Origin of the sequence: Vibrio sagamiensis NBRC 104589 (assembly GCF_007990935.1) — a bacterium.
Taxonomy (GTDB): Bacteria; Pseudomonadota; Gammaproteobacteria; order Enterobacterales; family Vibrionaceae; genus Vibrio; species Vibrio sagamiensis.
In genome coordinates this window covers 89,495-114,400 of sequence record NZ_BJXJ01000001.1, presented here as the reverse complement: position 1 = coordinate 114,400, position 24,906 = coordinate 89,495, and the positions used below count along the sequence as shown (strand labels likewise).

General features: G+C 42.7%; 21 protein-coding genes and 2 tRNA genes. 4 read left to right on the top strand and 19 right to left on the bottom strand.

All coding sequences use genetic code 11. The features are described from left to right. Positions 1-93 precede the first annotated feature (93 nt). From VSA01S_RS00465 to rlmE, 17 genes are all read right to left on the bottom strand, one after another. Positions 94-1,440 carry an MATE family efflux transporter gene (locus VSA01S_RS00465; protein WP_039979465.1) on the bottom strand — a complete coding sequence of 449 codons (1,347 nt, stop codon included), beginning with the start codon at positions 1,438-1,440 and terminating at the stop codon, positions 94-96. 57 nt (positions 1,441-1,497) lie between these two features. Beyond that, a complete protein-coding gene (locus tag VSA01S_RS00460; protein WP_039979463.1) occupies positions 1,498-1,911 on the bottom strand; it encodes a MarR family winged helix-turn-helix transcriptional regulator in 414 nt (137 codons plus the stop codon). 74 nt (positions 1,912-1,985) lie between these two features. Next, positions 1,986-2,888: a lipoprotein NlpI gene (gene nlpI / locus VSA01S_RS00455; RefSeq protein WP_021708146.1), complete on the bottom strand. Its 903-nt coding sequence runs from the start codon at positions 2,886-2,888 to the stop codon at positions 1,986-1,988. Positions 2,889-3,061: 173 nt separating this feature from the next. Further along, positions 3,062-5,170 (bottom strand): polyribonucleotide nucleotidyltransferase, encoded by a 2,109-nt coding sequence (gene pnp, locus VSA01S_RS00450; protein ID WP_021708145.1) that lies wholly within the window; start codon positions 5,168-5,170, stop codon positions 3,062-3,064. A 316-nt stretch (positions 5,171-5,486) separates the two neighbouring features. Next, on the bottom strand, positions 5,487-5,756 hold the full coding sequence (gene rpsO, locus VSA01S_RS00445; RefSeq protein ID WP_021708144.1) for a 30S ribosomal protein S15: 270 nt from the start codon (positions 5,754-5,756) through the stop codon (positions 5,487-5,489). Positions 5,757-5,907: 151 nt separating this feature from the next. Further along, on the bottom strand, positions 5,908-6,852 hold the full coding sequence (gene truB / locus VSA01S_RS00440) for a tRNA pseudouridine(55) synthase TruB (RefSeq protein ID WP_039979462.1): 945 nt from the start codon (positions 6,850-6,852) through the stop codon (positions 5,908-5,910). Then, a complete protein-coding gene (gene rbfA, locus VSA01S_RS00435) occupies positions 6,852-7,259 on the bottom strand; it encodes a 30S ribosome-binding factor RbfA (RefSeq protein ID WP_021708142.1) in 408 nt (135 codons plus the stop codon). Before rbfA ends, truB begins: the two co-directional genes overlap by 1 nt. Before the next feature lie 109 nt (positions 7,260-7,368). Further along, entirely contained in the window at positions 7,369-10,056 is a 2,688-nt protein-coding gene (infB, locus tag VSA01S_RS00430; protein WP_039979461.1) for a translation initiation factor IF-2, read from the bottom strand. A 21-nt stretch (positions 10,057-10,077) separates the two neighbouring features. After that, a complete protein-coding gene (nusA, locus tag VSA01S_RS00425; protein WP_039979460.1) occupies positions 10,078-11,565 on the bottom strand; it encodes a transcription termination factor NusA in 1,488 nt (495 codons plus the stop codon). A gap of 36 nt (positions 11,566-11,601) precedes the next feature. Beyond that, complete coding sequence (gene rimP, locus VSA01S_RS00420) at positions 11,602-12,057, bottom strand: ribosome maturation factor RimP (protein WP_039979611.1); 456 nt, start codon at positions 12,055-12,057, stop codon at positions 11,602-11,604. Positions 12,058-12,277: 220 nt separating this feature from the next. Further along, a tRNA-Met gene (locus tag VSA01S_RS00415) sits at positions 12,278-12,354 on the bottom strand. Positions 12,355-12,410: 56 nt separating this feature from the next. Then, positions 12,411-12,494: transfer RNA gene (locus VSA01S_RS00410), tRNA-Leu, on the bottom strand. Positions 12,495-12,511: 17 nt separating this feature from the next. Next, a complete protein-coding gene (gene secG / locus VSA01S_RS00405; protein ID WP_039979320.1) occupies positions 12,512-12,850 on the bottom strand; it encodes a preprotein translocase subunit SecG in 339 nt (112 codons plus the stop codon). A 198-nt stretch (positions 12,851-13,048) separates the two neighbouring features. After that, positions 13,049-14,389 (bottom strand): phosphoglucosamine mutase, encoded by a 1,341-nt coding sequence (glmM, locus tag VSA01S_RS00395; RefSeq protein WP_039979321.1) that lies wholly within the window; start codon positions 14,387-14,389, stop codon positions 13,049-13,051. A 29-nt stretch (positions 14,390-14,418) separates the two neighbouring features. Then, a complete protein-coding gene (gene folP / locus VSA01S_RS00390; RefSeq protein WP_039979322.1) occupies positions 14,419-15,258 on the bottom strand; it encodes a dihydropteroate synthase in 840 nt (279 codons plus the stop codon). A gap of 99 nt (positions 15,259-15,357) precedes the next feature. Beyond that, entirely contained in the window at positions 15,358-17,304 is a 1,947-nt protein-coding gene (ftsH, locus tag VSA01S_RS00385; protein WP_039979323.1) for an ATP-dependent zinc metalloprotease FtsH, read from the bottom strand. A 108-nt stretch (positions 17,305-17,412) separates the two neighbouring features. Next, positions 17,413-18,042: a 23S rRNA (uridine(2552)-2'-O)-methyltransferase RlmE gene (gene rlmE / locus VSA01S_RS00380; RefSeq protein WP_039979324.1), complete on the bottom strand. Its 630-nt coding sequence runs from the start codon at positions 18,040-18,042 to the stop codon at positions 17,413-17,415. 138 nt (positions 18,043-18,180) lie between these two features. On the opposite strand from rlmE, the gene yhbY reads away from it, so the two are divergent. Next, a complete protein-coding gene (yhbY, locus tag VSA01S_RS00375) occupies positions 18,181-18,477 on the top strand; it encodes a ribosome assembly RNA-binding protein YhbY (protein ID WP_021708133.1) in 297 nt (98 codons plus the stop codon). A gap of 74 nt (positions 18,478-18,551) precedes the next feature. Here yhbY and greA read toward each other — a convergent pair whose 3' ends face one another. After that, on the bottom strand, positions 18,552-19,025 hold the full coding sequence (greA, locus tag VSA01S_RS00370; protein ID WP_039979326.1) for a transcription elongation factor GreA: 474 nt from the start codon (positions 19,023-19,025) through the stop codon (positions 18,552-18,554). A 544-nt stretch (positions 19,026-19,569) separates the two neighbouring features. Here greA and VSA01S_RS00365 point away from each other — a divergent pair. Continuing rightward, positions 19,570-20,517 (top strand): porin, encoded by a 948-nt coding sequence (locus VSA01S_RS00365; protein ID WP_039979328.1) that lies wholly within the window; start codon positions 19,570-19,572, stop codon positions 20,515-20,517. 115 nt (positions 20,518-20,632) lie between these two features. Next, positions 20,633-22,057, top strand: a complete 1,425-nt coding sequence (gene dacB, locus VSA01S_RS00360; RefSeq protein ID WP_039979330.1) for a serine-type D-Ala-D-Ala carboxypeptidase — start codon at positions 20,633-20,635, stop codon at positions 22,055-22,057. Positions 22,058-22,214: 157 nt separating this feature from the next. Here dacB and tyrS read toward each other — a convergent pair whose 3' ends face one another. Next, positions 22,215-23,402 (bottom strand): tyrosine--tRNA ligase, encoded by a 1,188-nt coding sequence (gene tyrS, locus VSA01S_RS00355; protein WP_039979331.1) that lies wholly within the window; start codon positions 23,400-23,402, stop codon positions 22,215-22,217. 129 nt (positions 23,403-23,531) lie between these two features. Here tyrS and shyC point away from each other — a divergent pair, with 129 nt between their 5' ends. Next, positions 23,532-24,821: a peptidoglycan DD-endopeptidase ShyC gene (gene shyC / locus VSA01S_RS00350; protein WP_039979332.1), complete on the top strand. Its 1,290-nt coding sequence runs from the start codon at positions 23,532-23,534 to the stop codon at positions 24,819-24,821. Positions 24,822-24,906: the final 85 nt, after the last annotated feature.

Here is a 24,906-nt window from a genome sequence, read left to right as displayed (position 1 = left end):
GTCACCTCAAAGGTCTTGGGTAAGATTTTAGGGTTTATTGAACTTTGTCATCACAGTAATAGCATTCAACAAACCCTAGCATTTTCGTCAACCTTAAGAAGGTTGGGCGACAGACTCAAACGAATCCTGACAGTTAAGCTGGCGGATATCACGCCACATCATAATCATAACCACCACTGTCAAGGCAATATTAGACAGTGGAAAGGCGATCCATATGCCAGTAACACCCAGTAGTTTCGGCATAATAAACAAGAAAGGCAACTGAATTAACATATTACCAATCGTGACGAACATGGCTTTGCTCCCCTTATTGACGGATTGATAATACGCCGCAGCGACCACTAAAAAACCATCCAAGAACAAAGCAAACATATGTAAGCGAATCCCCAAGACCGTGCTTTCAATTAAAGCTTGATCCGTGCTATTGAATACAGACACAAATTCATACGGGAAAATATTCAGCAAAATAACAAACGCGATGCCCCCCAGAACTGAGGTACCCAACGATATTTTCAATAACTTGCGAATATTTTCGTTATTTTGAGCACCATAGTTATAACTCACCAATGGTTGCATGCCATTAGCAATACCTTCCGCAACCAGATAGTACACAGTAACGATATAACCCAAGATCGCATAAGCACCAATCAGTAAGGCACTACCATGCTGAGCAAATAAGCTGTTATGCAAAGCAATCATCATCGAGCCGTAAGCATACATAAAAAAGCTCGACGTACCGATAACAAGGATTCTTGGAATTACATTAATCTGAACATCAAGTTGACTCCAAGACAAACGCATATTCGCTCTCGAAGTAAAGAAGTAGCCAACACCCAATACGGTTACTACCATCTGTGCTATCGATGTTGCAATGGCAGCTCCAGTAAGTTCCCACCCCAGCCAAGCAATGAATGCATAATCCAATACAATATTGATGACTGCACCTATCACCATCAAGATAGTGGCTAAGTTAGGGCTATCATCATTACGCAGCAGAAAAGGAATCGCAATTGAACCCAACGAAAATACACATGCTACACCTAAAACCTGTAGGTACTGCAAGCCAAGTTCATACACTCGTCCCTCGGCGCCTTGCCAACGGATGAAATCATCGGCAAAAAAGTGCAATGTTACCGCCACTACTGGCATGATGGCGAGCAATAGCATCAAGCCCGTAGTGAGAATGCGTTTCGCACCTTCACTGTCCTTTTCTCCCTGCTTTATTGAGGCTAAAGCCCCCGTACCGACACCGATCATCATACCAATACCAAGAATAGAGCCGATAATTGGCCAAGCTACGTTAATTCCTGCTAATCCATCAGCTCCCACATAACGACCAATAAAAATACCATCAACAACTTGATATAGCCCATTAACCAACATCGCCGCAACGGTCGGAATCGTATACTTCCAAAACTGTTTATAGATAGCGTTTTTCATCACTTCCACCACATATAGTTAGCCAAGCTAACTAATTAGACAAAAATAAATTATAATTTAGTCACTCAATGCCTTATCTAACAGATTTTGTAATTGATTGACTTCTTGTTGATCGAGTTTAGACATCAACTGAGTTGAGATATCTTTATAAACCACCTTTTCTAAGGACATCTCTTGCAGCACTTTTTCTGTCAGTAGTACGCGTTTTGCACGTGCGTCTTCATGACAATTGATTCTTTTAACTAGACCTTTTTTTACTAATCGAGCCACCATATTAGAGACCGAAGGCTTAGTCACTTGAAGAGATTCTGCTAGATCAGTAATTCGAATCCCTTCAGGATAAAGTTGAATCACTCGCAGATAATCGAACTCGTTAAAACTCAGATGAGCGAGTGGATCTTCTTTTGCGTAAACCCTCCACGCTTTTGCACAAAAGCGCTCTAAGTCGATTAAGCTTTCTTCTAATGCCATTACATCACCCATTGGTTAGCCAGGCTAACTATTTTAACCTCGAACTTCGAAGCCCTCAAGAAAAATAAACCGCCTTATGACGGTTTATTTTTCTCTAGTGCATCTTTTTGTAATCGCTCAAAGATTTGTGCAAGTTCTAAGAATGAATAACGGTGCTCAATGTACTCGTATACATTAAACGAAATCGCCAATTTGTATAAAGAGACTGCTTCGGCGGTCTTTCCCTCTAGCTGAGAACGTTTACCTAAATAAAAATAGGCCTCTGTCAAATGCTCAGCCAGACGGTAGTTTTCATTAGATCCTGCCATTATTGCTTGAAATGCAGCTTGGTCACTGACATCTCGAAGCATAATCGCCACTAGAGCCCAACCCCATTCTTCACTTCGATCACGTTGATAACGTTGTTGAAGACTCGCTTTGGCTTGCTCAGGATTTTTTTCGGCTTCAATAATATACAGCCATAGAGCCCGGAAAGGGTCACTTGGCATGGCCTGATAATGCGCCGTCATTTCTTCAAGTGCGAGATCGGTCCGACCTCCATAATAAAGTGCAATCGCACGGTTTCTCTCAGCATAGGAGTTATCAGGAGCAAGCTCTAATGTCGAGTCAAAGGCTTCATAAGCCGCATCAAACTCCCCTACTTGAGTGAAATAAACGCCTAAAAGATTAAAAATATCTGGCTGAGCAGGATTCAATTGTAATGACTGATTAAAATCCAATCGAGCAAGGTCACGCAAGCCAACACTGTCATAATAACTTCCGCGCTCGTAATGCATCTTGGCTCGAACTGCTGGCTGCAAATCAGGACGTTGTAGAAGCTGCGAAAGTCGAGCAATCTGCACTTCCTGTTGTACATTCGGCTGAAGAGCTACCGCCATTGGTGGATACAGAAAGTTTGATGAAGAGGACTGATTTACATTAGCACAACCAGCCAGAACCAACGCCATACCAATACTTGCGGTTTGCAACCATTTCACAATGAGAACTCCTTTATAGACCACCTATGGTCTGAGTATGTGTTATATCTACCTGAGAAAATATCAGTTATTAGGATAAAAATCTCCTAAAATCAACCCAAAAAAAAGGGAGCGAAAAACGCTCCCCTTTATATCATGTAATAAGCTAATCAGTGAATGAAACCTGTAAAGTTCTACTCACTTGCTGCTTCAGGTTTCTCTACTGCTTCTTTCATGCTCAAACGAACACGACCTTGACGATCAATTTCAAGTACTTTTACTTGTACTTCTTGACCTTCAGTTAAGTAGTCAGACACTTTCTCAACACGTGTTTCAGCAATTTGAGAGATGTGTACCAGACCATCTTTACCAGGAAGGATAGTGACAAACGCACCAAAGTCCGCTAGACGCGCAACTTTACCTGTGTAGATACGGCCTACTTCAACTTCAGCAGTGATTTCTTCGATACGACGGATCGCTTCTTTCGCTGCAGCGCCTTCCGTTGCTGCAATTTTGATCGTACCGTCATCTTCGATTTCAATTGTTGTACCCGTTTCTTCGGTTAGAGCACGGATAACAGCGCCACCTTTACCAATGACGTCTTTGATCTTCTCTGCACTGATCTTCATCATATGAATACGTGGTGCAAATTCAGAGATATCTTCACGAGCGCCAGAGATCGCTTCATCCATTACAGATAGGATGTGCTTACGTGCACCTTGAGCTTGGTTAAGCGCAATTTGCATGATCTCTTTAGTGATACCTTCGATCTTGATGTCCATTTGAAGTGCCGTGATACCAGTGTTAGTACCTGCTACTTTAAAGTCCATGTCACCTAGGTGGTCTTCGTCACCAAGGATGTCAGAAAGAACAACGAAGTCGTCGCCTTCTTTAACAAGACCCATTGCGATACCCGCAACAGAAGACTTAATTGGCACACCTGCGTCCATAAGAGCAAGAGAAGTACCACATACAGAAGCCATTGAAGAAGAGCCGTTAGATTCTGTGATTTCCGATACAACACGTACTGTGTATGGGAACTCATCAACAGAAGGCATTACTGCTGCGATACCGCGTTTAGCCAGTTTACCGTGACCGATTTCACGACGCTTAGGAGAACCTACAAAACCAGTTTCACCAACACAGTATGGAGGGAAGTTGTAGTGTAGTAGGAAGTGATCTTTACGCTCACCTGTTAGCTCGTCGATGATTTGAGCGTCACGCTGCGTACCTAGAGTCGCAGTTACTAGCGCTTGAGTTTCACCACGAGTAAAGAGTGAAGAACCGTGAGTACGAGGAAGAACACCAGTACGTACGTCAAGCGCACGAACCATGTCTTTTTCACGACCATCGATACGTGGGTTACCAGCGATGATGCTGCGACGTACAACTGTCTTCTCTAGATCGTGGAAGATAGTGTGGATTTCTTTTGTGTTTGCTTCTGGATCTTCAGCAAGCAGCACTTCGTTAACTTCACCAGCGATTTCGTGGATACGGTCGTAACGAGCCATCTTCTCAGTGATTTGGTAAGCTTCAACCAGTTTCGTTTCAGCAAGTTCAGCGATCTTAGTAACCAGCGCAGTGTTCTCTGCTGGTGCAACCCAATCCCAAGCAGGAGTAGCAACTTCAGCTTTGAATTCGTTGATTGCTTTAATCACTACTTGTTGTTGATCGTGACCGAATACAACCGCAGATAGCATTTCTTCTTCAGTTAGGTTGTCAGCTTCTGATTCAACCATTAGTACTGCCGATTCAGTACCCGCAACAACGAGGTCTAGCTTAGATGCTTCTAGCTCAGTGTTACTTGGGTTAAGTACTAGTTGACCGTCGATGTGACCAACACGCGCAGCACCGATAGGACCGTTGAACGGAATACCAGAGATAGCTAGTGCAGCAGACGTACCAATCATTGTTGGGATGTCTGGTTGAACGTCTGGGTTCACAGATACTACTGTTGCAATAACTTGTACTTCGTTTTTAAATGCATCTGGGAATAGAGGACGGATTGGACGGTCGATTAGACGAGCCGTTAGCGTTTCGCCTTCAGAAGGACGACCTTCACGCTTGAAGAAACCACCAGGGATTTTACCTGCTGCGTAAGTACGCTCTTGGTAGTTAACGGTTAGAGGGAAGAAGTCTTGACCTTCTACCGCTTCTTTCTTACCTACTACAGAAACGAATACTGCTGTATCGTCCATAGTAACCATAACTGCAGCCGTAGCTTGACGTGCAATAACGCCAGTTTCTAGAGTAACGGTGTGGTTACCGTACTGGAACGTTTTAACAACTGGTTTTTCGAACATTGTTATTCCTTGTTTGTAAATATTTTCTGTATTTCAAAAATATTTAAGGTCTGTGAATTGAACCCCAAGGCATTACGAATCGCGACTAGTAAAAATAAACTAAGTAAGCGGCTATGCCCACTGAAGCAATTCATTTTTAATAGTCGCGACCTTTTGGTCGACGTGGTTGACTGTAATGCAATGAGTTTAATGTAAACCTCTAATACGAGATTTAATCGCGTGTAGTATAACGGTATAAGCGCTATTTGGCTAAATTTAGTCAATAAAAAAAGGGGCATAATGCCCCTTTTTTTACAAACTGCTATGCAGTCGCTGATTAGCGACGTAGGCCTAGACGCTTGATTAGGTCTTGGTAGCGAGCTAGATTTTTACCTTTTAGGTAATCTAGAAGCTTACGACGACGAGAAACCATACGTAGAAGACCACGACGGCTGTGGTGATCGCCTTTGTGTGCTTTGAAGTGACCCTGTAGGTGGTTGATAGAAGCTGTAAGTAGAGCTACTTGAACTTCTGGTGAACCTGTATCACCTTCAACTTGCGCGTATTCTGCAACGATTGCTGCTTTAGTTTCTGCATTCAGAGACATAATTCTCTCCTAATAAGAGTAAAGTTTAAATTTGTAGCAGCCAATCTCTGATTCAGCCGCTACGCGAAGCGCGAATTATAAGGAAGTTTCTCTATTCACGCAATATAAAAATACCAGCACTCAGGCTGGTATTTGGTTGAACCTTGTGAAGCTATTCTTCGTCGCGAAAAACCACCAAACGCTTGGGCGCAACTTTGCCGTCATCGTTCACTTCAGCGACACCAATAAACTGCTTGTCTTGACCAGAAGTCATACGAATTGGCGTACCTTCAGGTGCACCCAAAACCTGTACTGGCATACCGTGTTGGACTAAATGAGTGAGTTCAGCGTTTAAATTCACCTCAGGTAAATCTTCAACCGCAGTGTCCATTGGCAATAAAAGTGGGTCAAGCAATTCTTTCGGTGCGACTTCATCACGGTGTGCTTGTTCTAACAGTTCATTTAACTGCTCTAGTGTCACCATTTTTTCGTATGGGTAATTAGCAACACCAGTACGACGAAGCATGGTCACGTGTGCGCCACAACCAAGCATTTCACCTAGATCATCAACGATAGTACGGATATAAGTGCCTTTCGAGCAATGCACTTCCATCTCAACTTCATCACCTTCAAAGCGGTGAAGTACAATTTCGTATACCGTGATCTTACGAGATTCACGCGGTACGGCAATACCTTTACGGGCGTATTCGTATAGCGGCTTACCTTGGTATTTCAAAGCTGAGAACATTGAAGGTACTTGATCGGATTCTCCACGGAAAGTATCAATGCACGCTTCTAATTTCTCTAAGTTTACGTCAATAGGACGCGTCTCTACCACCTCACCGTCAGAATCAGACGTATCCGTGCGCTCACCAAGCTTTGCAATTACACGGTAGCGCTTATCTGAGTCCAACAAGAACTGAGAAAATTTGGTTGCTTCGCCTAAACAGATCGGCAACATACCCGTCGCGAGTGGGTCCAATGCCCCCGTATGACCCGCTTTCTCAGCAAAGTAGATACGCTTTACTTTTTGCAGTGCATCATTGGAGGAAATGCCTGTTGGTTTATCCAACAGAATGACACCATTAATTGGACGACCTTTACGACGACGAGCCATTACTCTTCCCCTGCCTGATCTTCTTCACGCCCTGAACCTTGCTGTCTACGTTTATCTTCGTTGACAACTTCAGAGACTAAGTTAGACATACGCATACCTTCAACCAAAGTATTGTCGTAATGGAAACGAACCTCTGGCGTTAGACGTAAGCGAATGCGTTTGCCTAACATCATGCGAATATGAACTTCGTGCTCACGAAGCGCTGCTAGGCATGATTCTGGCGTTTGCTCACCGACACACAAAAAAGTAACAAATACTTTGGCATAAGCAAGGTCACGAGACACTTCAACATCTGAAATGGTAACCATACCTAGGCGAGAATCACGAACTTCGCGTTGAAGGATCATCGCCAGTTCTTTTTGCAGCTGCTGAGAAACACGCTGCGTGCGGCTAAATTCTTTTGACATAATTATTCTCTTATATAGAAAGAATGGGGGGATGGTCAAGCCAGCCCCCCATGGTGTATTCAACAACCAATCACTATTTGTCTTCTCGACATTTAGTCATTTTCGTCAATTAGTCTAGAGTACGTTTAATTTCAACGATTTCGAATACTTCGATCTGGTCGCCTACGCGAACATCGTTGTAGTTCTTAACGCCGATACCACACTCGTAACCATTTTTAACTTCTTGAACATCATCTTTAAAGCGACGTAGTGATTCAAGCTCACCTTCGTAGATAACAACGTTATCACGTAGTACACGGATTGGGTTGTTACGCTTAATCAGACCTTCAGTTACCATACAACCAGCGATTGCACCAAGCTTCGGTGACTTAAATACATCACGTACTTCAGCAAGACCAATGATTTCTTGCTTGAATTCTGGAGCAAGCATACCGCCCATTGCTTGTTTCACTTCGTCAATCAATTGGTAAATGATTGAGTAGTAACGTAGGTCAACGCTTGCTGCTTCAATCGCACGACGAGCAGATGCATCCGCACGTACGTTAAAGCCAAGGATGATTGCGTTTGAAGCTTCTGCAAGAACTGCGTCAGTCTCAGTAATACCACCTACACCAGAACCAACAATGTTTACTTTCACTTCATCAGTAGACAGTTTCAGTAGTGAATCAGCAATCGCTTCCACAGAACCTTGTACGTCCGCTTTCAGAACAACATTAAGTTCAGCAACTTCACCAGCCGTCATGTTAGAGAACATGTTCTCTAGTTTAGATTTCTGTTGACGAGCAAGTTTCACTTCACGGAACTTGCCTGCACGGTAGTTTGCAACTTCACGCGCTTTACGCTCATCACGTACTACTGTTGCTTCGTCACCTGAAGATGGTACACCTGAAAGACCTAGGATCTCGACAGGGATAGATGGACCAGCTTGAGTAATTTCTTTACCTAGTTCGTCGCGCATTGCACGAACACGACCGTATTCTTGACCACAAAGTACGATATCACCTTTGTTCAGCGTACCAGATTGAACAAGCACTGTTGCTACTGGACCACGGCCTTTATCTAGACGAGATTCAACAACCACACCAGATGCCATGCCTTCCGCTACCGCTGTCAACTCAAGAACTTCAGATTGAAGGAGGATAGCTTCTAGAAGACCATCGATATTTGTCCCCTGTTTTGCAGAGATATGAACGAACATGTTCTCACCGCCCCACTCCTCAGGAATAACATCGTATTGAGCAAGCTCATTTTTAACGTTATCTGGGTTTGAATCTTCTTTATCGATCTTGTTCACAGCAACAATTAGAGGAACACCTGCTGCTTTTGCGTGTTGAATTGCTTCAACTGTCTGTGGCATTACACCATCGTCTGCTGCAACAACTAGGACTACGATATCTGTCGCTTGAGCACCACGAGCACGCATAGCGGTAAACGCCGCGTGTCCAGGAGTATCAAGGAAAGTGATCATTCCGTTATCAGTTTCGACATGGTAAGCACCGATGTGCTGTGTAATGCCACCCGCTTCGCCTGATGCAACATGAGTACGACGAATGTAGTCTAACGTAGACGTTTTACCGTGGTCAACGTGACCCATGATTGTGACAACTGGTGCACGTGGCACTGCGTCTGCATTTGTATCACGGTCAGATAAAACGGCTTCTTCAAGTTCGTTTTCTTTACGAAGAACGACCTTATGGCCCATTTCTTCAGCAACCAGAGCAGCTGTTTCTTGGTCAATCACTTGGTTGATGGTTGCCATTGCTCCCATCTTCATCATAACTTTAATAACTTCTGTCGCTTTAACCGACATCTTGTTAGCAAGCTCAGAGAGAACGATTGTCTCACCAATCATTACGTCTTGTTTTGCAACAGTTGCTGATTTATCGAAGCCATGCTGCATCGAAGAAGGCTTCGCAAGTTTATTTTTATTGCGGCCACCTTTACCACCACGCTGATTACGAGCACCGCGAGGAGAATCTTCTTTTGCTGGCTTCTTCTTCTTACGACGAGCACCAGATTCTTGTTGACGATCCGCTGCATCTTCAGCTTCACGTGCATAGCGAGAAGTCGTCACATGGTAGTCAGAGTTTTCAAGCTCTTTCTTTTTGGTCTCTTCTTCAGACCAACGAGCTTCATTTTCTTCTGCTAATTTACGAGCTTCTTCGACAAGTTTTGCAGCTTCTTGCTCTGCTTTACGTTGAGCTTCTTGCTCTTGACGAGCTTTTAGTTCGTCAGCTTCTTTTTTAGCTTTCGCGTTCACGTCAGCGTTTTTTGCATTCATTTCTTTCTTGGCCTTCTCAGCTTGTGCACGTTTTGCCTGTTCTTCTGCTTCACGTTTTGCTTCCGCTTCACGTTTCACTTTATCTTCGGCTTCGCGCTGTGCTTTCTCTGCAGCTTCACGTTTAGCTTGTTCTTCTGCTTCACGTTTCGCAAGCTCTTCAGCTTCACGTTGTGCTGCTTCCTCAGCCTCACGTTTTGCATCGTCTTCGATAGTGCTGCGCTTCACATAGGTGCGCTTCTTACGCACTTCCACTTGAACATCCTTACTTTTGCCGCCACCTGCTGCAACACTTAATGTGCTGCGAGTCTTACGTTGAAGCGTCAAACGAGTAGGTTCAGATTCACCCGACGTATCGCCGTGCTCTTTTTTCAAATGAGTTAAAAGTTTTTGTTTCTCCTCATCTGAGACATGGTCAGAACTTGCCTTGTTCATACCCGCGTCAGCAAGTTGTTCCATTAAGCGGTCGACTGGAGTACCAATCTCGTCACTCAGAGCTTTAACCGTTAATTGTGTCATGCCGCTTCCTCCTTGCTGATATTATGCTTCTTCGCCAAACCAACAGATATTACGTGCAGCCATAATAAGCTCACCAGCACGTTCTTCAGTTAAGCCTTCAATACCTTCTAAATCATCGATACCTTGGTCAGCAAGATCCTCTAATGTTACAACACCTTTCGCTGCCAATTTATATGCCATTTCACGCTCCAGACCATCTAAAGACAACAAGTCTTCTGCAGGTTCTAAGCCTTCAAAGGATTCCTCTTGTGCAAGTGCAATAGTGGTTAATGCATTTTTAGCACGATTACGAAGTTCTTCGATAAGCTCTTCATTCAAACCGTCAATTTCAAGCAGCTCGTTAACTGGTACGTAAGCAACTTCCTCTAACGTTGAGAAGCCTTCTTCCACTAGCATCTGAGCAAAATCTTCTTCAATATCGAGATATTTCATAAAGTTTTCGATAGAAGCTTGTGATTCCTCTGCATGTTTCTTCTGCAGATCAGCGACCGTCATTACGTTGAGTTCCCACCCTGTAAGTTGAGAAGCCAAACGTACATTTTGACCATTACGACCGATAGCTTGTGCTAGGTTATCCGCTTCAACCGCGATATCCATCGCATGAGCATCTTCATCAACAATAATAGAAGCTACGTCTGCTGGCGCCATTGCGTTAATAACAAATTGAGCAGGGTTGTCATCCCATAGAACAATATCAATGCGTTCACCGCCTAGTTCACCAGAAACAGCTTGAACACGTGCACCACGCATACCGACACAGGCACCAACTGGGTCAATACGCTTGTCATTAGTCTTTACAGCAATTTTTGCACGAGAGCCTGGGTCACGAGCAGCACCTTTAAGTTCGATGATTTCTTCAGCGATCTCTGGCACTTCAACTCGGAACAACTCTTCTAGCATTTCAGGTTTTGAACGAGTTAAAAATAGCTGGAAACCACGCGCTTCTGGAGCAACTTTGTATAAAAGGCCACGCACACGGTCACCTGGGCGGAAATTTTCACGTGGAAGTTGGTCATCACGAAGAATCACACCTTCAGCGTTGTTACCTAAATCTAAAACGATGGTTTCACGGTTTACTTTCTTTACGACACCTGTAATCAGATCACCTTCATTGTCGATAAATTGACCGACAATTTGAGCTCGTTCAGCTTCACGCACTTTTTGTACAATAACTTGTTTTGCTGTCTGAGTAGTAATACGGTCAAAAGTAACAGAAGGAATATCATCTTCTACGAAGTCGCCTAATTGAATTTCTGGCTCTTCGTATTGTGCAGCTTCAAACGAGATTTCTTTTGTTGGATTTTCAACTTCTTCTACAACCAACCAACGGCGAAATGTTTCAAATTCACCTGTTTTACGGTCAATAGCAACTCGAACATCAATTTCGATATCGTACTTTTTCTTAGTAGACGTTGCTAGAGCAATCTCAAGTGCCTCAAAGATACGCTCACGAGGTACCGCTTTTTCGTTCGATACCGCTTCTGCTACCGCTAAAATTTCTTTACTCATTGTATTTAGCCTCTAAGCTTAAACTTTTTTAGGGAACTAAAATTTAGGGATCAGGTTAGCTTTTGAAATGTTACTAAGAGCAAATTCTTCTTGTTGCCCATCAACATTTAACGCTATTGTTTCACCATCAACACCATGGATAGAACCACTCCATTTGCGACGGTTAGCAACGGCCATTTTCAAAACGATGCTGACCTCGTGACCAATAAATTGCTCATAATGTGTTGCTTTAAAAAGTGGTCTTTCTAAGCCTGGTGAAGAAACTTCTAGGCTGTAAGCAACAGAAATTGGATCTTCGACGTCAAGTACTGCACTCACTTGACGACTTACTTCTGCACAATCGTCAACATTGATGCCATTTCCATGATCAATGTAAATTCTTAATGTTGAGTGCGCACCTGCGCGAATAAATTCTAATCCAACCAACTCGTAGCCTAACGCTTCAACCGGAGCTTCAAGCATTTCAGTAAGTTGTCTTTCTAAACCAGTCATTTTAACCACTCCAGAAACAAAAAAAGGGCTCAGAGCCCAATCAAAAAACCAAGCATCATCTGAGCATAAAAACTCAGATAACAAAAAACCCCGAAAGTCGGGGTTTTATGCTGCTGGACCCTGATACGTTAAGAAATATTCTAGTAATTTCTCAACTCACAGTGTGGTTAGCACTGTGCAAACTTGCCAATCTAAATAGAACAGCCATTCATAATTAAATTGGTTGCGGGGGCCGGATTTGAACCGACGACCTTCGGGTTATGAGCCCGACGAGCTACCAAGCTGCTCCACCCCGCGTCCGACTTAGTGAATATTATACCTTCAACTAAGTGTTTTACAAGTTTGTAAACTCATGGTGCCGAGAGAGGGACTCGAACCCTCACACCAAAGGCACTAGCACCTCATGCTAGCGTGTCTACCAATTTCACCATCTCGGCTACATAAACCTTACAGTTTATTGCGGTATTTCATCGCCTTTTGGCGCTGGAATCTCACTCACTGCATCTTTAACTTGCTCTACTACTGGTTGACCAAGAGTTGGGTCAATCCATTGTGACTCAGTTTTATGTGTAGACATACGACCAAGTAACAAGCTAATGACAAAAAATACGGTTGCTAAAATAGCAGTTGTTCGGGTTAAGAAGTTACCTGAGCCACCAGCACCAAACACTGTGTTTGAAGCACCGGCACCGAACGAAGCTCCCATATCTGCGCCTTTACCTTGTTGAATCAACACAAGGCCAATTACACCAAGCGCAGCCAACAGGTAAATCACAAGTAGAACTGAAAACATTTTTTCCACCTATGTTCCAAATTGTTGAGCCAGCGCCGCTCAAAAAATAGATTAATGAACAAGGCTAGCGTCTCCCTTAACAGGAGCTGGGCAATACTAGCGAATACCAGTAACGCTGACAAGGGAAAAATAACAAAAAACTGCCACAAGTAAGCCGAATGCTCAAAAAAAGGGCAATACATGCCCTTTTTGATGTTCTTAGCAGCTTGCTTTGACTGCATCGGCAATTTTAAGGGCAGAGTGTTGAACTAATTCAGCATCTTCTCCCTCAACCATAACTCGAATGAGTGGCTCAGTACCTGATTTACGCAGTAAAACTCGACCTTTGTCACCCAATTTAGATTCAACTTCTGCTACAGAGTTTAGTACATTTTGCGCTTCTAAAGGGTTACTTTGCCCAGCAAATCTAACATTTTCTAGAACTTGAGGGTAAAGTATCATTCCTTGAGATAAATCATTAAGAGACATATCACTGCCAACAACAGAGGCCAGTACTTGGAGTGCAGCAACAATAGCATCACCAGTAGTCACTTTATCTAATAAAATCACATGACCAGAGTTTTCCGCACCAATTTTCCAACCTTTAGCGAGCAACTGCTCCATAACATAGCGGTCACCGACAGCGGCACGTACAAATGGGATACCTAATTGTTTTAGACCATTTTCCATACCTAAATTGGTCATTAGTGTCCCGACTACACCACCTTTCAACTCGCCTCTGCGAAGTGCGTCACGTGCAATAATATAAGCAATTTGATCACCATCAATCTTATTGCCTAAATGGTCAACCATAATGATACGATCGCCATCACCATCAAATGCCAATCCTAAATGAGCTTGCTCATCAACAACACGTTTTTGCAGAGCACGAACATCCGTCGCTCCTACTTTTTCATTGATGTTGATACCATTTGGCTCAACCCCCATCGCAATGACTTCTGCACCTAGCTCGGCGAATACATTTGGAGCAATGTGATAAGTCGCTCCGTGAGCACAATCCACAACAATTTTAAGGTTAGCCAAACTGAGTTCTGAAGGAAATGTACTCTTACAGAATTCGATATAGCGACCTGCCGCATCATGTAAACGGGTTGCTTTGCCTAATTCAGCCGACTCAACACACTCTATGTCTTTATCTAATTCGGCCTCAATGGCTAATTCGATGTCATCTGGTAACTTTGTCCCTTCAGATGAAAAGAATTTAATACCATTATCATAATATGGGTTGTGCGACGCAGATATAACGATTCCTGCCTCAGCACGGAAGGTTTGAGTTAGGTAAGCAACTGCAGGAGTTGGCATTGGCCCCGTAAAAGTAGCTTTAAGTCCTGCAGCTGCAAGCCCTGCCTCTAATGCCGATTCCAACATATAGCCCGAAATTCGAGTATCTTTGCCGATAATAACTTTTTTAGTGCCTTGCTGAGCTAAAACTCGACCTGCAGCCCAACCCAGCTTGAGGACAAAGTCGGGAGTAATAGGATATTGGCCCACTTTTCCGCGTACTCCATCGGTACCAAAATAACGTCTTTTATCAGACATAAAACTTCCTCAATATTTATTTTCAATATCTATTTATTATTGTGCATCATTTCAACAATTTTCATTGCTTCAATGGTTTCTTCGAAGTCATGAACTCGAATAATTTGCGCACCTTTCATAGCAGCTATTGTGGCACAAACCACACTCGCATTGGTACATTCCGATGCTTGCTTATTTAGAAGCTTAAAAATCATACTCTTACGAGACATTCCAGCTAACAAAGGCAGACCAAACTCATGAAACTTATCAAGATGTGCAAGCATATGATAATTATGTTCGATCGTTTTACCAAACCCAAAACCCGGATCTAAAATAAGTTTTGATTTATCAATACCAATCGCTTCGCAAGCTGCCACTCGTTCTTGAAGAAAAGCCGCAACATCTCCCATTAAATCGTCGTAATGAGGTGCTTCTTGCATAGTCCGAGGTTGACCTTGCATATGCATAAGGCAAATAGGTAAGTTAGATTCCGCAGCGACTTCAAGTGCACCTGGCTCTTGTAATGCTCTCACATCGTTAATTAAATCTGCCCCTGCTTCAACCGCTTGACGCATTACTTCGGCTTTACTTGTATCGATAGAGATCCAAACATCATAACGTTCTCTGATCGCTTTAATAACTGGAATAACCCTCTCTAACTCTTCTTCCAGTGCGACATCAGGAGCGCCAGGTCTCGTTGACTCGCCACCAACATCAATGATGGTTACCCCAGCTTGAACCATTTTATCCACTTGAGCTAGTGCTGACTCGATAGAGTTAAACTTTCCTCCATCAGAAAAAGAATCCGGTGTGACATTAAGGATTGCCATAACATGTGAGCGAGTCATATCTAACGTTTTATTATTAGCCTCAATCGTAGCTGTGATCATACTTATAGCCTCATTATAACTGTCCGCCTTGATGGCATTTTTATTTATAAATACAAAAACCCCGAGCTAAGCTCGGGGTTTTATTGGTATTGTTAATTTTTATTCCGTATCTTTGCTCTCAGGCGCTTCATTTGATGAAGCATTTTGAGAAGCCTGACCTGATGAGCTTTCTGCTGATTTAACTTCTGAGGAACTCTCCGAAGCTGGTTTGGCCGTTGGCTTATCGCCCCAACCTGCAGGCTCACGAATCTCAGTTTTCCGGTTCATCAGATCATCAATCTGCCCAGCATCAATTGTTTCGTATTTCATCAATGCATCTTTCATCGCGTGCATAATATCCATGTTTTCTTCTAGGATTTTCTTAGCACGGTCATAGTTACGATCAATGATAGTACGGATCTCATCATCAATGAGCTTCGCTGTGTCATCCGACATATGCTTGGTTTGTGTTACGCTACGGCCCAAGAAAACTTCACCTTCTTCTTCAGCATAGAGTAATGGACCCAGCTTTTCAGAAAAGCCCCATTGTGTAACCATTTTGCGTGCAATATCTGTTGCTCGTTCGATATCGTTAGAAGCACCTGTCGACACTTTATCAGCACCATAGATAAGCTCTTCTGCCAAACGACCACCATATAAGCTCGAAACCATTGATTCAAGGTGTTGACGAGACATACTCACTCGGTCTTGCTCTGGTAAGTACATTGTCACACCAAGAGCGCGGCCACGTGGAATGATAGAAACTTTATATACAGGGTCATGCTCAGGTACCAATCGACCAACAATAGCATGGCCAGCCTCATGGTAAGCCGTTGATTCTTTAACTTCTTCAGACATTACCATTGAACGGCGCTCTGCACCCATCATGATTTTATCTTTAGCAAGTTCAAACTCGACCATAGAAACATTACGTTTATTGCCACGTGCTGCAAACAATGCTGCTTCGTTAACAAGGTTAGCAAGGTCAGCACCAGAGAAACCAGGGGTACCACGTGCGATTAGAGAAGGCTCTACATCATCAGCTAACGGTACTTTTCTCATGTGTACTTTAAGGATCTGCTCACGACCACGAACATCTGGCAGCCCAACCACGACTTGACGGTCAAAACGACCAGGACGAAGTAATGCAGGGTCTAAAACGTCTGGACGGTTAGTTGCCGCAATGACGATGATGCCTTCATTACCTTCAAAGCCATCCATTTCAACCAGCATCTGGTTAAGGGTTTGTTCACGTTCGTCATGACCACCACCTACACCAGCACCACGCTGACGACCTACAGCATCAATCTCATCGATAAAGATAATACACGGTGCCGCTTTTTTAGCTTGCTCGAACATGTCACGCACACGAGATGCGCCAACACCAACAAACATTTCCACAAAGTCAGAACCTGAGATCGTAAAGAATGGTACTTTGGCTTCACCAGCAATTGCTTTAGCAAGCAATGTTTTACCTGTACCTGGAGGCCCAACCATCAGCACACCCGTTGGAATTTTTCCACCCAACTTCTGGAAACGGCTTGGGTCACGAAGGTAATCGACCAATTCTTTTACGTCTTCTTTCGCTTCATCACAACCTGCAACGTCGGCAAAAGTAGTCTTAATTTGCTCTTCACTCATCATTCGAGCTTTACTCTTACCAAAGGACATAGCGCCTTTACCGCCACCGCCTTGCATTTGACGCATGAAGAAAATCCATACACCAATCAGTAAGATCATTGGGAACCAAGAAATAAAAATAGTACCCAGTAGACTCTGCTCTTCAGGTGGTGTGCCTTGAACTTTTACATTTTTTGAAATTAGGTCATCTAGCAACTTTTCATCGTATACCGGCATGTATGTGACCATTTTGCCACCGCCGCTATTACGAACAAAGCTGATTTCGCCATCTTTAAATGTTGCCTCTTGAATCTGGCCTTTGCCAACTTCTTGTACGAATGTGGTGTAATCCACTGTTCTGCCGTTGCTCTCTCCAGGGCCAAAGCTCTGAAATACCGACATCAACACAACTGCGATAACAAGCCACAGAATTAAATTTTTTGCCATGTCACTCAAGGTGTCAGCCTCTCGATAACTGATTGTAATTAAAGGTAGGGTACTACAGTTTGCAAACTGTAGCCATAGTGTTAACCATCCTATAAAGGAACAAAATGGTTAACCTTTGTAACCAGTGGCTACAATAAAGACTTCTCGTGAGCGAGCTCGCGATGAGTCTGGTTTTCTCGTTTTTACAACTTTAAACAGGTCTCTGACTTCTTTAACGTACTGATCGAAGCCTTCACCCTGAAAAACTTTGACAACAAAGCTACCATTGGGAGCAAGAACTTGTCGACACATATCTAATGCTAATTCCACTAAGTACATAGCACGAGGTTGGTCAACAGAGTTATTACCTGCAATATTAGGCGCCATATCAGACATCACAACATCCACCATTGAGGGCTGGATTCTGTCTAGTAAAGCCTCTAACACAGCATCCTCACGAAAGTCTCCCTGCAAGAAACTCACTCCTGAAATAGGATCCATTGGTAGTAGATCACATGCAATAATTTGCCCATTATCACCTACTACTTTAGCAGCATATTGAGACCAACCACCTGGAGCAGCGCCTAAATCGACAACCGTCATCCCCGGTTTTAACAATTTATCTTTGGTTTGGATCTCATCAATTTTGAAGTAAGCACGGGAACGATAACCCTTCTTACGAGCTTCATTTGCATACTTATCGTCAAAGTGTTCTTTCAACCAACGACCAGAGCTCGCTGAATGTTTTTGTTTACTCATTTTAATCCTAACAAGGCGTAAATAGCAGCTATTATTTTGATAGGCACAGCCTATTGCTCAATAAATTATAGTCTTCAGCAATAGATGGCGTTAAAATAGCTTTTTTCAACCCTTATTTTAAAGAAAATTGGCCGCGTAATGAACCTAAGCACCAAACAAAAGCAGCACCTTAAAGGCCTGGCTCACAGTTTAAAACCTGTTGTGCTAATGGGCGCAAATGGACTTACAGAAGCCGTGTTAGCGGAAATTGAAATCGCTTTGAATCACCATGAACTGATTAAAATCAAAGTAGCATCAGAAGATCGTGAGACAAAACAGCTGATTATCGACGCTATCGTGCGTGAAACAGGCGCTGAGAAAGTTCAGACTATCGGTAAGGTACTTGTACTATTCCGTCAGTCTGAAGAGCGCAAAATCGACATTCCTCGTAAGTAATTATATTCGCTTGGACGAAAAGAAAAGGTCGCCTAGGCGACCTTTTTTGTTTTTCATCCATAAGTTATGGAGAATCACTGGTATTCAACACTATCTATTTCAAAATCTTTAGCACCACCAGGAGTTTGAATGACCACTTCATCGCCCTCCATCTTACCAATTAAACCACGAGCAATCGGTGAACTTACTGAAATTCGTCCAGCCTTAATATCTGCTTCATCATCGCCAACAATTTGATACGTTTTTTCTTCTTCTGTATCGCAATCAATCAACGTTACGGTAGATCCAAAAATAACTTTGCCCGTATTTTCCATTTTTGTGACATCAATAACTTGTGCCACCGATAATTTGTATTCGATATCACGAATTTGAGCTTCACAGATACCTTGTTCTTCACGTGCTGCATGATATTCAGCATTTTCCTTTAAGTCGCCTAACTCACGTGCTTCTGCGATTGCTTCAGATATTTGTGGGCGGAGCTTTAGTAGACGATCGAGTTCAGTGCGTAGTAATTGTTCGCCACGCAATGTCATTGGAACTTTTTCCATTATATAACCTCAAGGTCAAAGGAGTTTTTGAATAAAAATTTTACCTAATGTTTGATTAAGCAAGACATTCAAAAATGTTGTTTTGGTTAGTTTAAACAAACTAATGAACGAAATCACCTTAAATTCAATGAACCATACCATTGTGTGCTTAAAGGCACGTAATTTAGCGACCATGGTTTTAAGAATATTTAATAAATGGTTATAAAACAACCCCATAACGCCAGGTAAAAACATAAAAAAAAGTAAAATACCTCAAAACTCAAAAGTCACAAAGATACTGAATAAATACATTAAAAACATAAACATGAAAAGAAAAAAACCACAATTGAACAGCGTTCATTATTTTCATTTATATCATTTTACTAACCTCTAATGAAACTTTACAGTAAAACATTGCACGCAAGCTTTAACTCAATAAGCTTTTCTGGCGTAGGGGGGATTCTCGTCAGATTGCTCATAAGCAAAGTTGTGACTTGTATGAGAGAAAATCTCAACCGTATCAGTTTATGCAAAACGGTATGGAAACTAACTAGGACAAAATAAAATGAAAAAGACTCTAATTGCACTTTCTGTGTCTGCTGTTGCAATGGCGACTTGTGTAAATGCTGCTGAAATCTATAACCAAGATGGTACTTCTTTTGAAATAGGTGGCCGCGCTGAAGGCCGTCTTGCATTACAAGACGGTGATGTAACAGATAAATCTCGTGTACGTATCAACGTTCTTGGTAAGCAAATGATCAATGACGAGCTATACGGACTTGGTTTCTGGGAAGGCGAATTTACGTCAGCAGATGATGAATCAATCGATACCCGTTACTTATACGCAGGCCTAGGTGGTAAATTCGGAGAAGTTTCTTACGGTAAGACCCAAGGTTCTCTAATGGTTCTTACTGATTTCACAGATATCATGTCTTTCCACGGTAACTCAGCAGCATATAAATTAGCTGTAGCTGACCGTACTGACAACATGCTGGCTTACAAAGGCCAATTTGACAACTTAGCACTAAGAGCAAGCTACCGCTTTGATTCTCCTGTAAAGGAAAAGGAAAATAAAGATAGTAATGCTGATGTTGATACTGATGGTTACTCTCTATCTGCTATCTACGCTGTTGCTGATACTGGCCTTGAGCTTGGTGCGGGTTACGCAGATCAATACGATATTAGTGAATACATGCTAGCAGCATCTTACACAGTTGATAACTTATACTTCGCAGGTTTATTAACTGACTCTGATGACTACACAGGCTACGAGCTAGCAGCTGCTTATACTATGGGCCAAACCGTATTCAGCTCTACGTACAACAACGCAGAGACAAATGACGAAACTTCTGCTAATAACCTAGCTATAGATGCGACTTACTACTTTAAGCCAAACTTCCGTGGTTACGTATCATACAACTTCAACATGCTTGATGAAGACGATATCACAACAGCTGAAGATAAAGTTAAGACTGAAGATGAAGTGGCTCTAGGTCTACGTTACGACTTCTAAGCCAGTCTCATTGACTGAATGATAAAAATGCCTGCATATGCAGGCATTTTTTATGCTCACTGAAAGGATTTCAATATATACTCTTGGTATGTCTTTGTTTTTATGAACGTCTATTATGCGCTTACGTTGGCCCCTTTTCTTCATCGCTAACCTTTTCTCCTCAACAGTGCTCAGTTACCCTCATCAAGAGGTGCTTCCTAATGGAGCTCGTGTCAGCTTGGTTGCTCAAAAGCTAGACTCTCAAACTGAATTAACCGATATCAATCCCACTGATCAGCTTTTCCCGCCTGCCAGTACGCTAAAAATTGTTACCGCGCTTGCAGCTAAACTTGAACTAGGCAATGAATTTACCTTTAAGACGAAGCTAGAAAGTTCAAGCTCTGATGCTGTTATCTCTTTTTCCGGTGACCCGACCCTTTTAACCAATGATCTACACAAAATGCTCACTCGCGCCAAAAAAAATGGCTTGAGAAAAATCAATGGTGACCTTTGGCTAGATAATACCGCCTTCACAGGGTACGATCGTGCACTTGGTTGGCCGTGGGATATTTTAGGCGTGTGCTACAGTGCACCAGTTTCAGCAATCAGCCTTGATGATAACTGTGTTCAAGCTTCGCTTTATACCCAGAAAAATGGTAGAACACGAGCTTATGTTCCTGAGCACCAACCGATTCAAGTCACCACTCGCGCACAAACCGTTTCAAGTAGCACCAAAAAAAGTCGTCATTGCGAACTTGGCTTAATTTCTCAGCCAAATAATCATTATGAATTAACAGGTTGCATCGTTGATAGAGGTGATAATCCACTCCCATTAAAAATAGCCGTTCAAGATCCAGAACGTTATGCCAGTAAGAAAGTTGAGCGTTTATTGAGAAAGACGGGAATAACCCTAAGAGGGAAGATAAAAATCGGAACTCCACCTAATAAAAAACGTCGATTGCAAGCTTTACACCAATCTAAGCCTTTGCCGCAGTTGTTGGATGTCATGCTAAAGCGCTCCGATAACTTAATTGCCGATGCTTTGACAAAAACGCTTGGCGCAAAGTTTTTTATTCAACCTGGCAGCTTTGCTAACGGGACTCAGGCAATAAAACAGATCATCTTTGCTCATACTGGGATCAATATTCAAAATGCTCGACTGGAGGATGGCTCAGGCTTATCACGAAGTAATCGCCTTTCTGCGCCTTCAATGGCTGCGATACTGCGTTATATCTGGCGAAATGAGCACAAGCTTAACTTAATTGCCATCATGCCTAAATCAGGCGAGTCTGGAACACTGCACTACCGAAAAAGCATGCGTAAAGCACCGATTAAAGGGCAATTAATTGCTAAGAGTGGTTCTATCTACGGTACTTATAACATGGCAGGATATGGCCTTGATAAGAATGGCCAGCCAAATACGGTATTTGTACAATTTGTATCAGATTACTTCCCAGATAAAAGTTCAGGAAAACGACCGTCACTCCCGCCTATAACACAATTTGAGAAGCTTTTTTATCAAGATGTTATCCGCTTCAGTCAAACAACTGCGAACCAGTAACTTGGAAACTCAAGCCGCCTCGAACGGCTTGATTATCCAGACAACCGTAAATGTGCGGTGTTAAATGACCAGCGAATAAAATGAGCGGCTTAGAGCAAAAAAGCGCCCAATGGGCGCTTTCATCTTAAGCAATTATGTATTAATTAGCTGTTGTGTATTATTTGATAGTAATACGTGCGAATTTACGCTTACCCACTTGGAATACGTAAGTACCCACTTCAGGCGCAAACTTCGCGTCCGCGACTTTCTCACCTTCGATCTTTGCAGCACCTTGCTTAACCATGCGCATGGCTTCCGACGTTGAAGCACATAGGCCAGCTTCTTTCAGTAGGTTTGCAACTGGCGTGCTTGCTTCAAAATCAAACTCTGGCATTTCATCAGGAATTTGGTTCTTAGCAAAACGGTTCACAAATTCTTGCTCTGCTGCATCTGCATCTGCTTCACTGTGGAAACGAGCAATGATTTCTTTTGCTAATAGCACTTTGATATTACGAGGGTTCGCACCCGCTTCAATATCTGCCTTGAATTGAGCAATTTCTTCAATGGGTCTAAATGACAAGAGATCATAGTAGCTCCACATTAAATCATCAGAGATCGACATGATCTTACCAAACATTTCATTTGGCGCCTCGTTGATACCAATGTAGTTGTTGGCCGACTTAGACATCTTTTTCTCGCCATCCAAACCAACGAGAAGCGGCATCATCAAAACAGCTTGTGGTTTCTGACCGTGCGACTTTTGCAGTTCACGTCCCATAAGAAGATTGAATTTTTGGTCTGTGCCGCCAAGCTCTACATCCGTTTCCATTGCAACCGAGTCCCACCCCTGTAAAAGCGGGTACATAAACTCATGGATAGCAATAGGTTGACCGCCTGCGTAACGTTTTTTGAAATCATCACGCTCTAACATTCGTGCAACAGTTTGATTAGCAGCAAGACGAATCATGCCTTCAGCACCAAGCTCTGATAACCACTCCGAGTTAAACTGAACTTTTGTCTTCGCTGGATCAAGAATTTTGAATACTTGCTCTTTATAAGTTTCAGCATTACGAAGTACATCTTCACGGCTCAGTGGTGGACGAGTGGTATTTTTACCCGTAGGATCACCAACCATCGCAGTAAAATCACCAATTAAAAAGGTAACTTCATGGCCTAACTCTTGGAATAAACGAAGTTTATTAAAAATGACCGTATGGCCAAGGTGAATATCAGGCGCAGTTGGATCAGCACCCAGTTTGATACGTAAAGGTCGGCCTTCTTTCAGTTTTGCGATCAGTTCTTCTTCTGGAATCAGTTCTTCGACACCACGCTTAATCTCGGCCAGTGCAGCTTCAATGCTCGCCATTCTTGTTCACTCCCACAAATTTAGCAAAAATATAATAGTCGAACATATTACTTGAATAGCGATGTATTTTGAAACACGTTAGACTAGTGATTGTGAATTTTTACGTTTAATTGGGTAATCAAGTACCTCATGCATTCGATTTTAGTCCGCTTACCACTGTTGCATAAAGTCCTTATCGGCTTGTTTGGTATTCTTATCATTGTCGCTTTTTTCTTTTTGCCAGAGCCGCAAGAGCTCGAACCCCAACAAAAAAGGTTGCAAGTCGGTGAGTCTTACCCGATCCCGCTTTCTCTAAGCTCACAGGAACAAGAAGCATCGACATCCGTATCAAAAGCGCTTACATGGAAAAAAGACAAAGTCGCTCATGGTGAAAGTGCCGCAATTTTATTCCAGCGAGCGGGCCTATCTCCCCGCCTTCTTCAAGAGCTTCTATCATCGAATAAAAAGATCAAAGAGAGGCTGACTCGCTTGCAACCTGGAGATGCCTTGCACTTTGGTTTCGATGAAAATAATCAATTTGTCCAACTCAAGCTGCCACTTAGCACATTTGAAACCTTTTATATAAAAAAGCAAGGTGATAAATACCTCACAGGAGTTGATAAAAAGCAAGTAGATCATCAATTGAATTATGCTGAAGCAACCATCAAGTCCAACTTTTGGAATGCAGGAATAGCCTCTGGCCTAAATGCCAATCAGATTATGGAGTTAGCGGGTATCTTTGGTTGGGATATCGACTTCGCGTTAGACATTAGAAAAAATGACGCCTTTAGAGTACTTTACCAAGAAGAAGTCGTAGAAGGTGAAGTGATTGGGCGTGGAAAAATCATTGCCGCTGAGTTTTACAACCAAGGTGACAAATTCACAGCCATCCTAGATGAAAAGTCTGGTAAATACTTTGATGAGAATGGACGAGCAATGAAAAAAGCTTTTCTAAGAGCACCGTTGGACTTCCGTCGGGTAACCTCCAATTTCAACCCTCGCCGTCTACACCCTGTGACAGGCAGAGTCCGTCCACATAGAGGGACAGATTACGCCGCGCCAGTTGGCACACCAATTTGGGCCGCGGGTGATGGTATAGTTCAGAAGTCAGCCTATAACAAATTTAATGGTAACTATGTGTTTATTAAACACAGTAACACCTATATCACCAAGTATCTCCACTTAACCAAAAGAACGGTTAAAACAGGGCAACGAGTCAAGCAAGGCCAAACAATTGGGACATTAGGTGGCACAGGCCGAGTAACAGGGCCGCATCTACACTATGAATTTTTGGTTAACGGTGTACATAAAAATGCGAGAACAGTAAAGCTGCCACAAGCAAAATCCTTAACAGGTAAAGCTAAGCAAACCTTCTTAGCGAATGCCAAAGTAACCATGGATAAAATGGACCATTTTGAACGCTTAATGGCAATGAATTAAAACATTTATATCCAATATTTGATTCAGAACGAGGTCACTGAGCCGGCTAATTGGGTATCCCTCCTTGCCTTAGCTTTTCTAAACT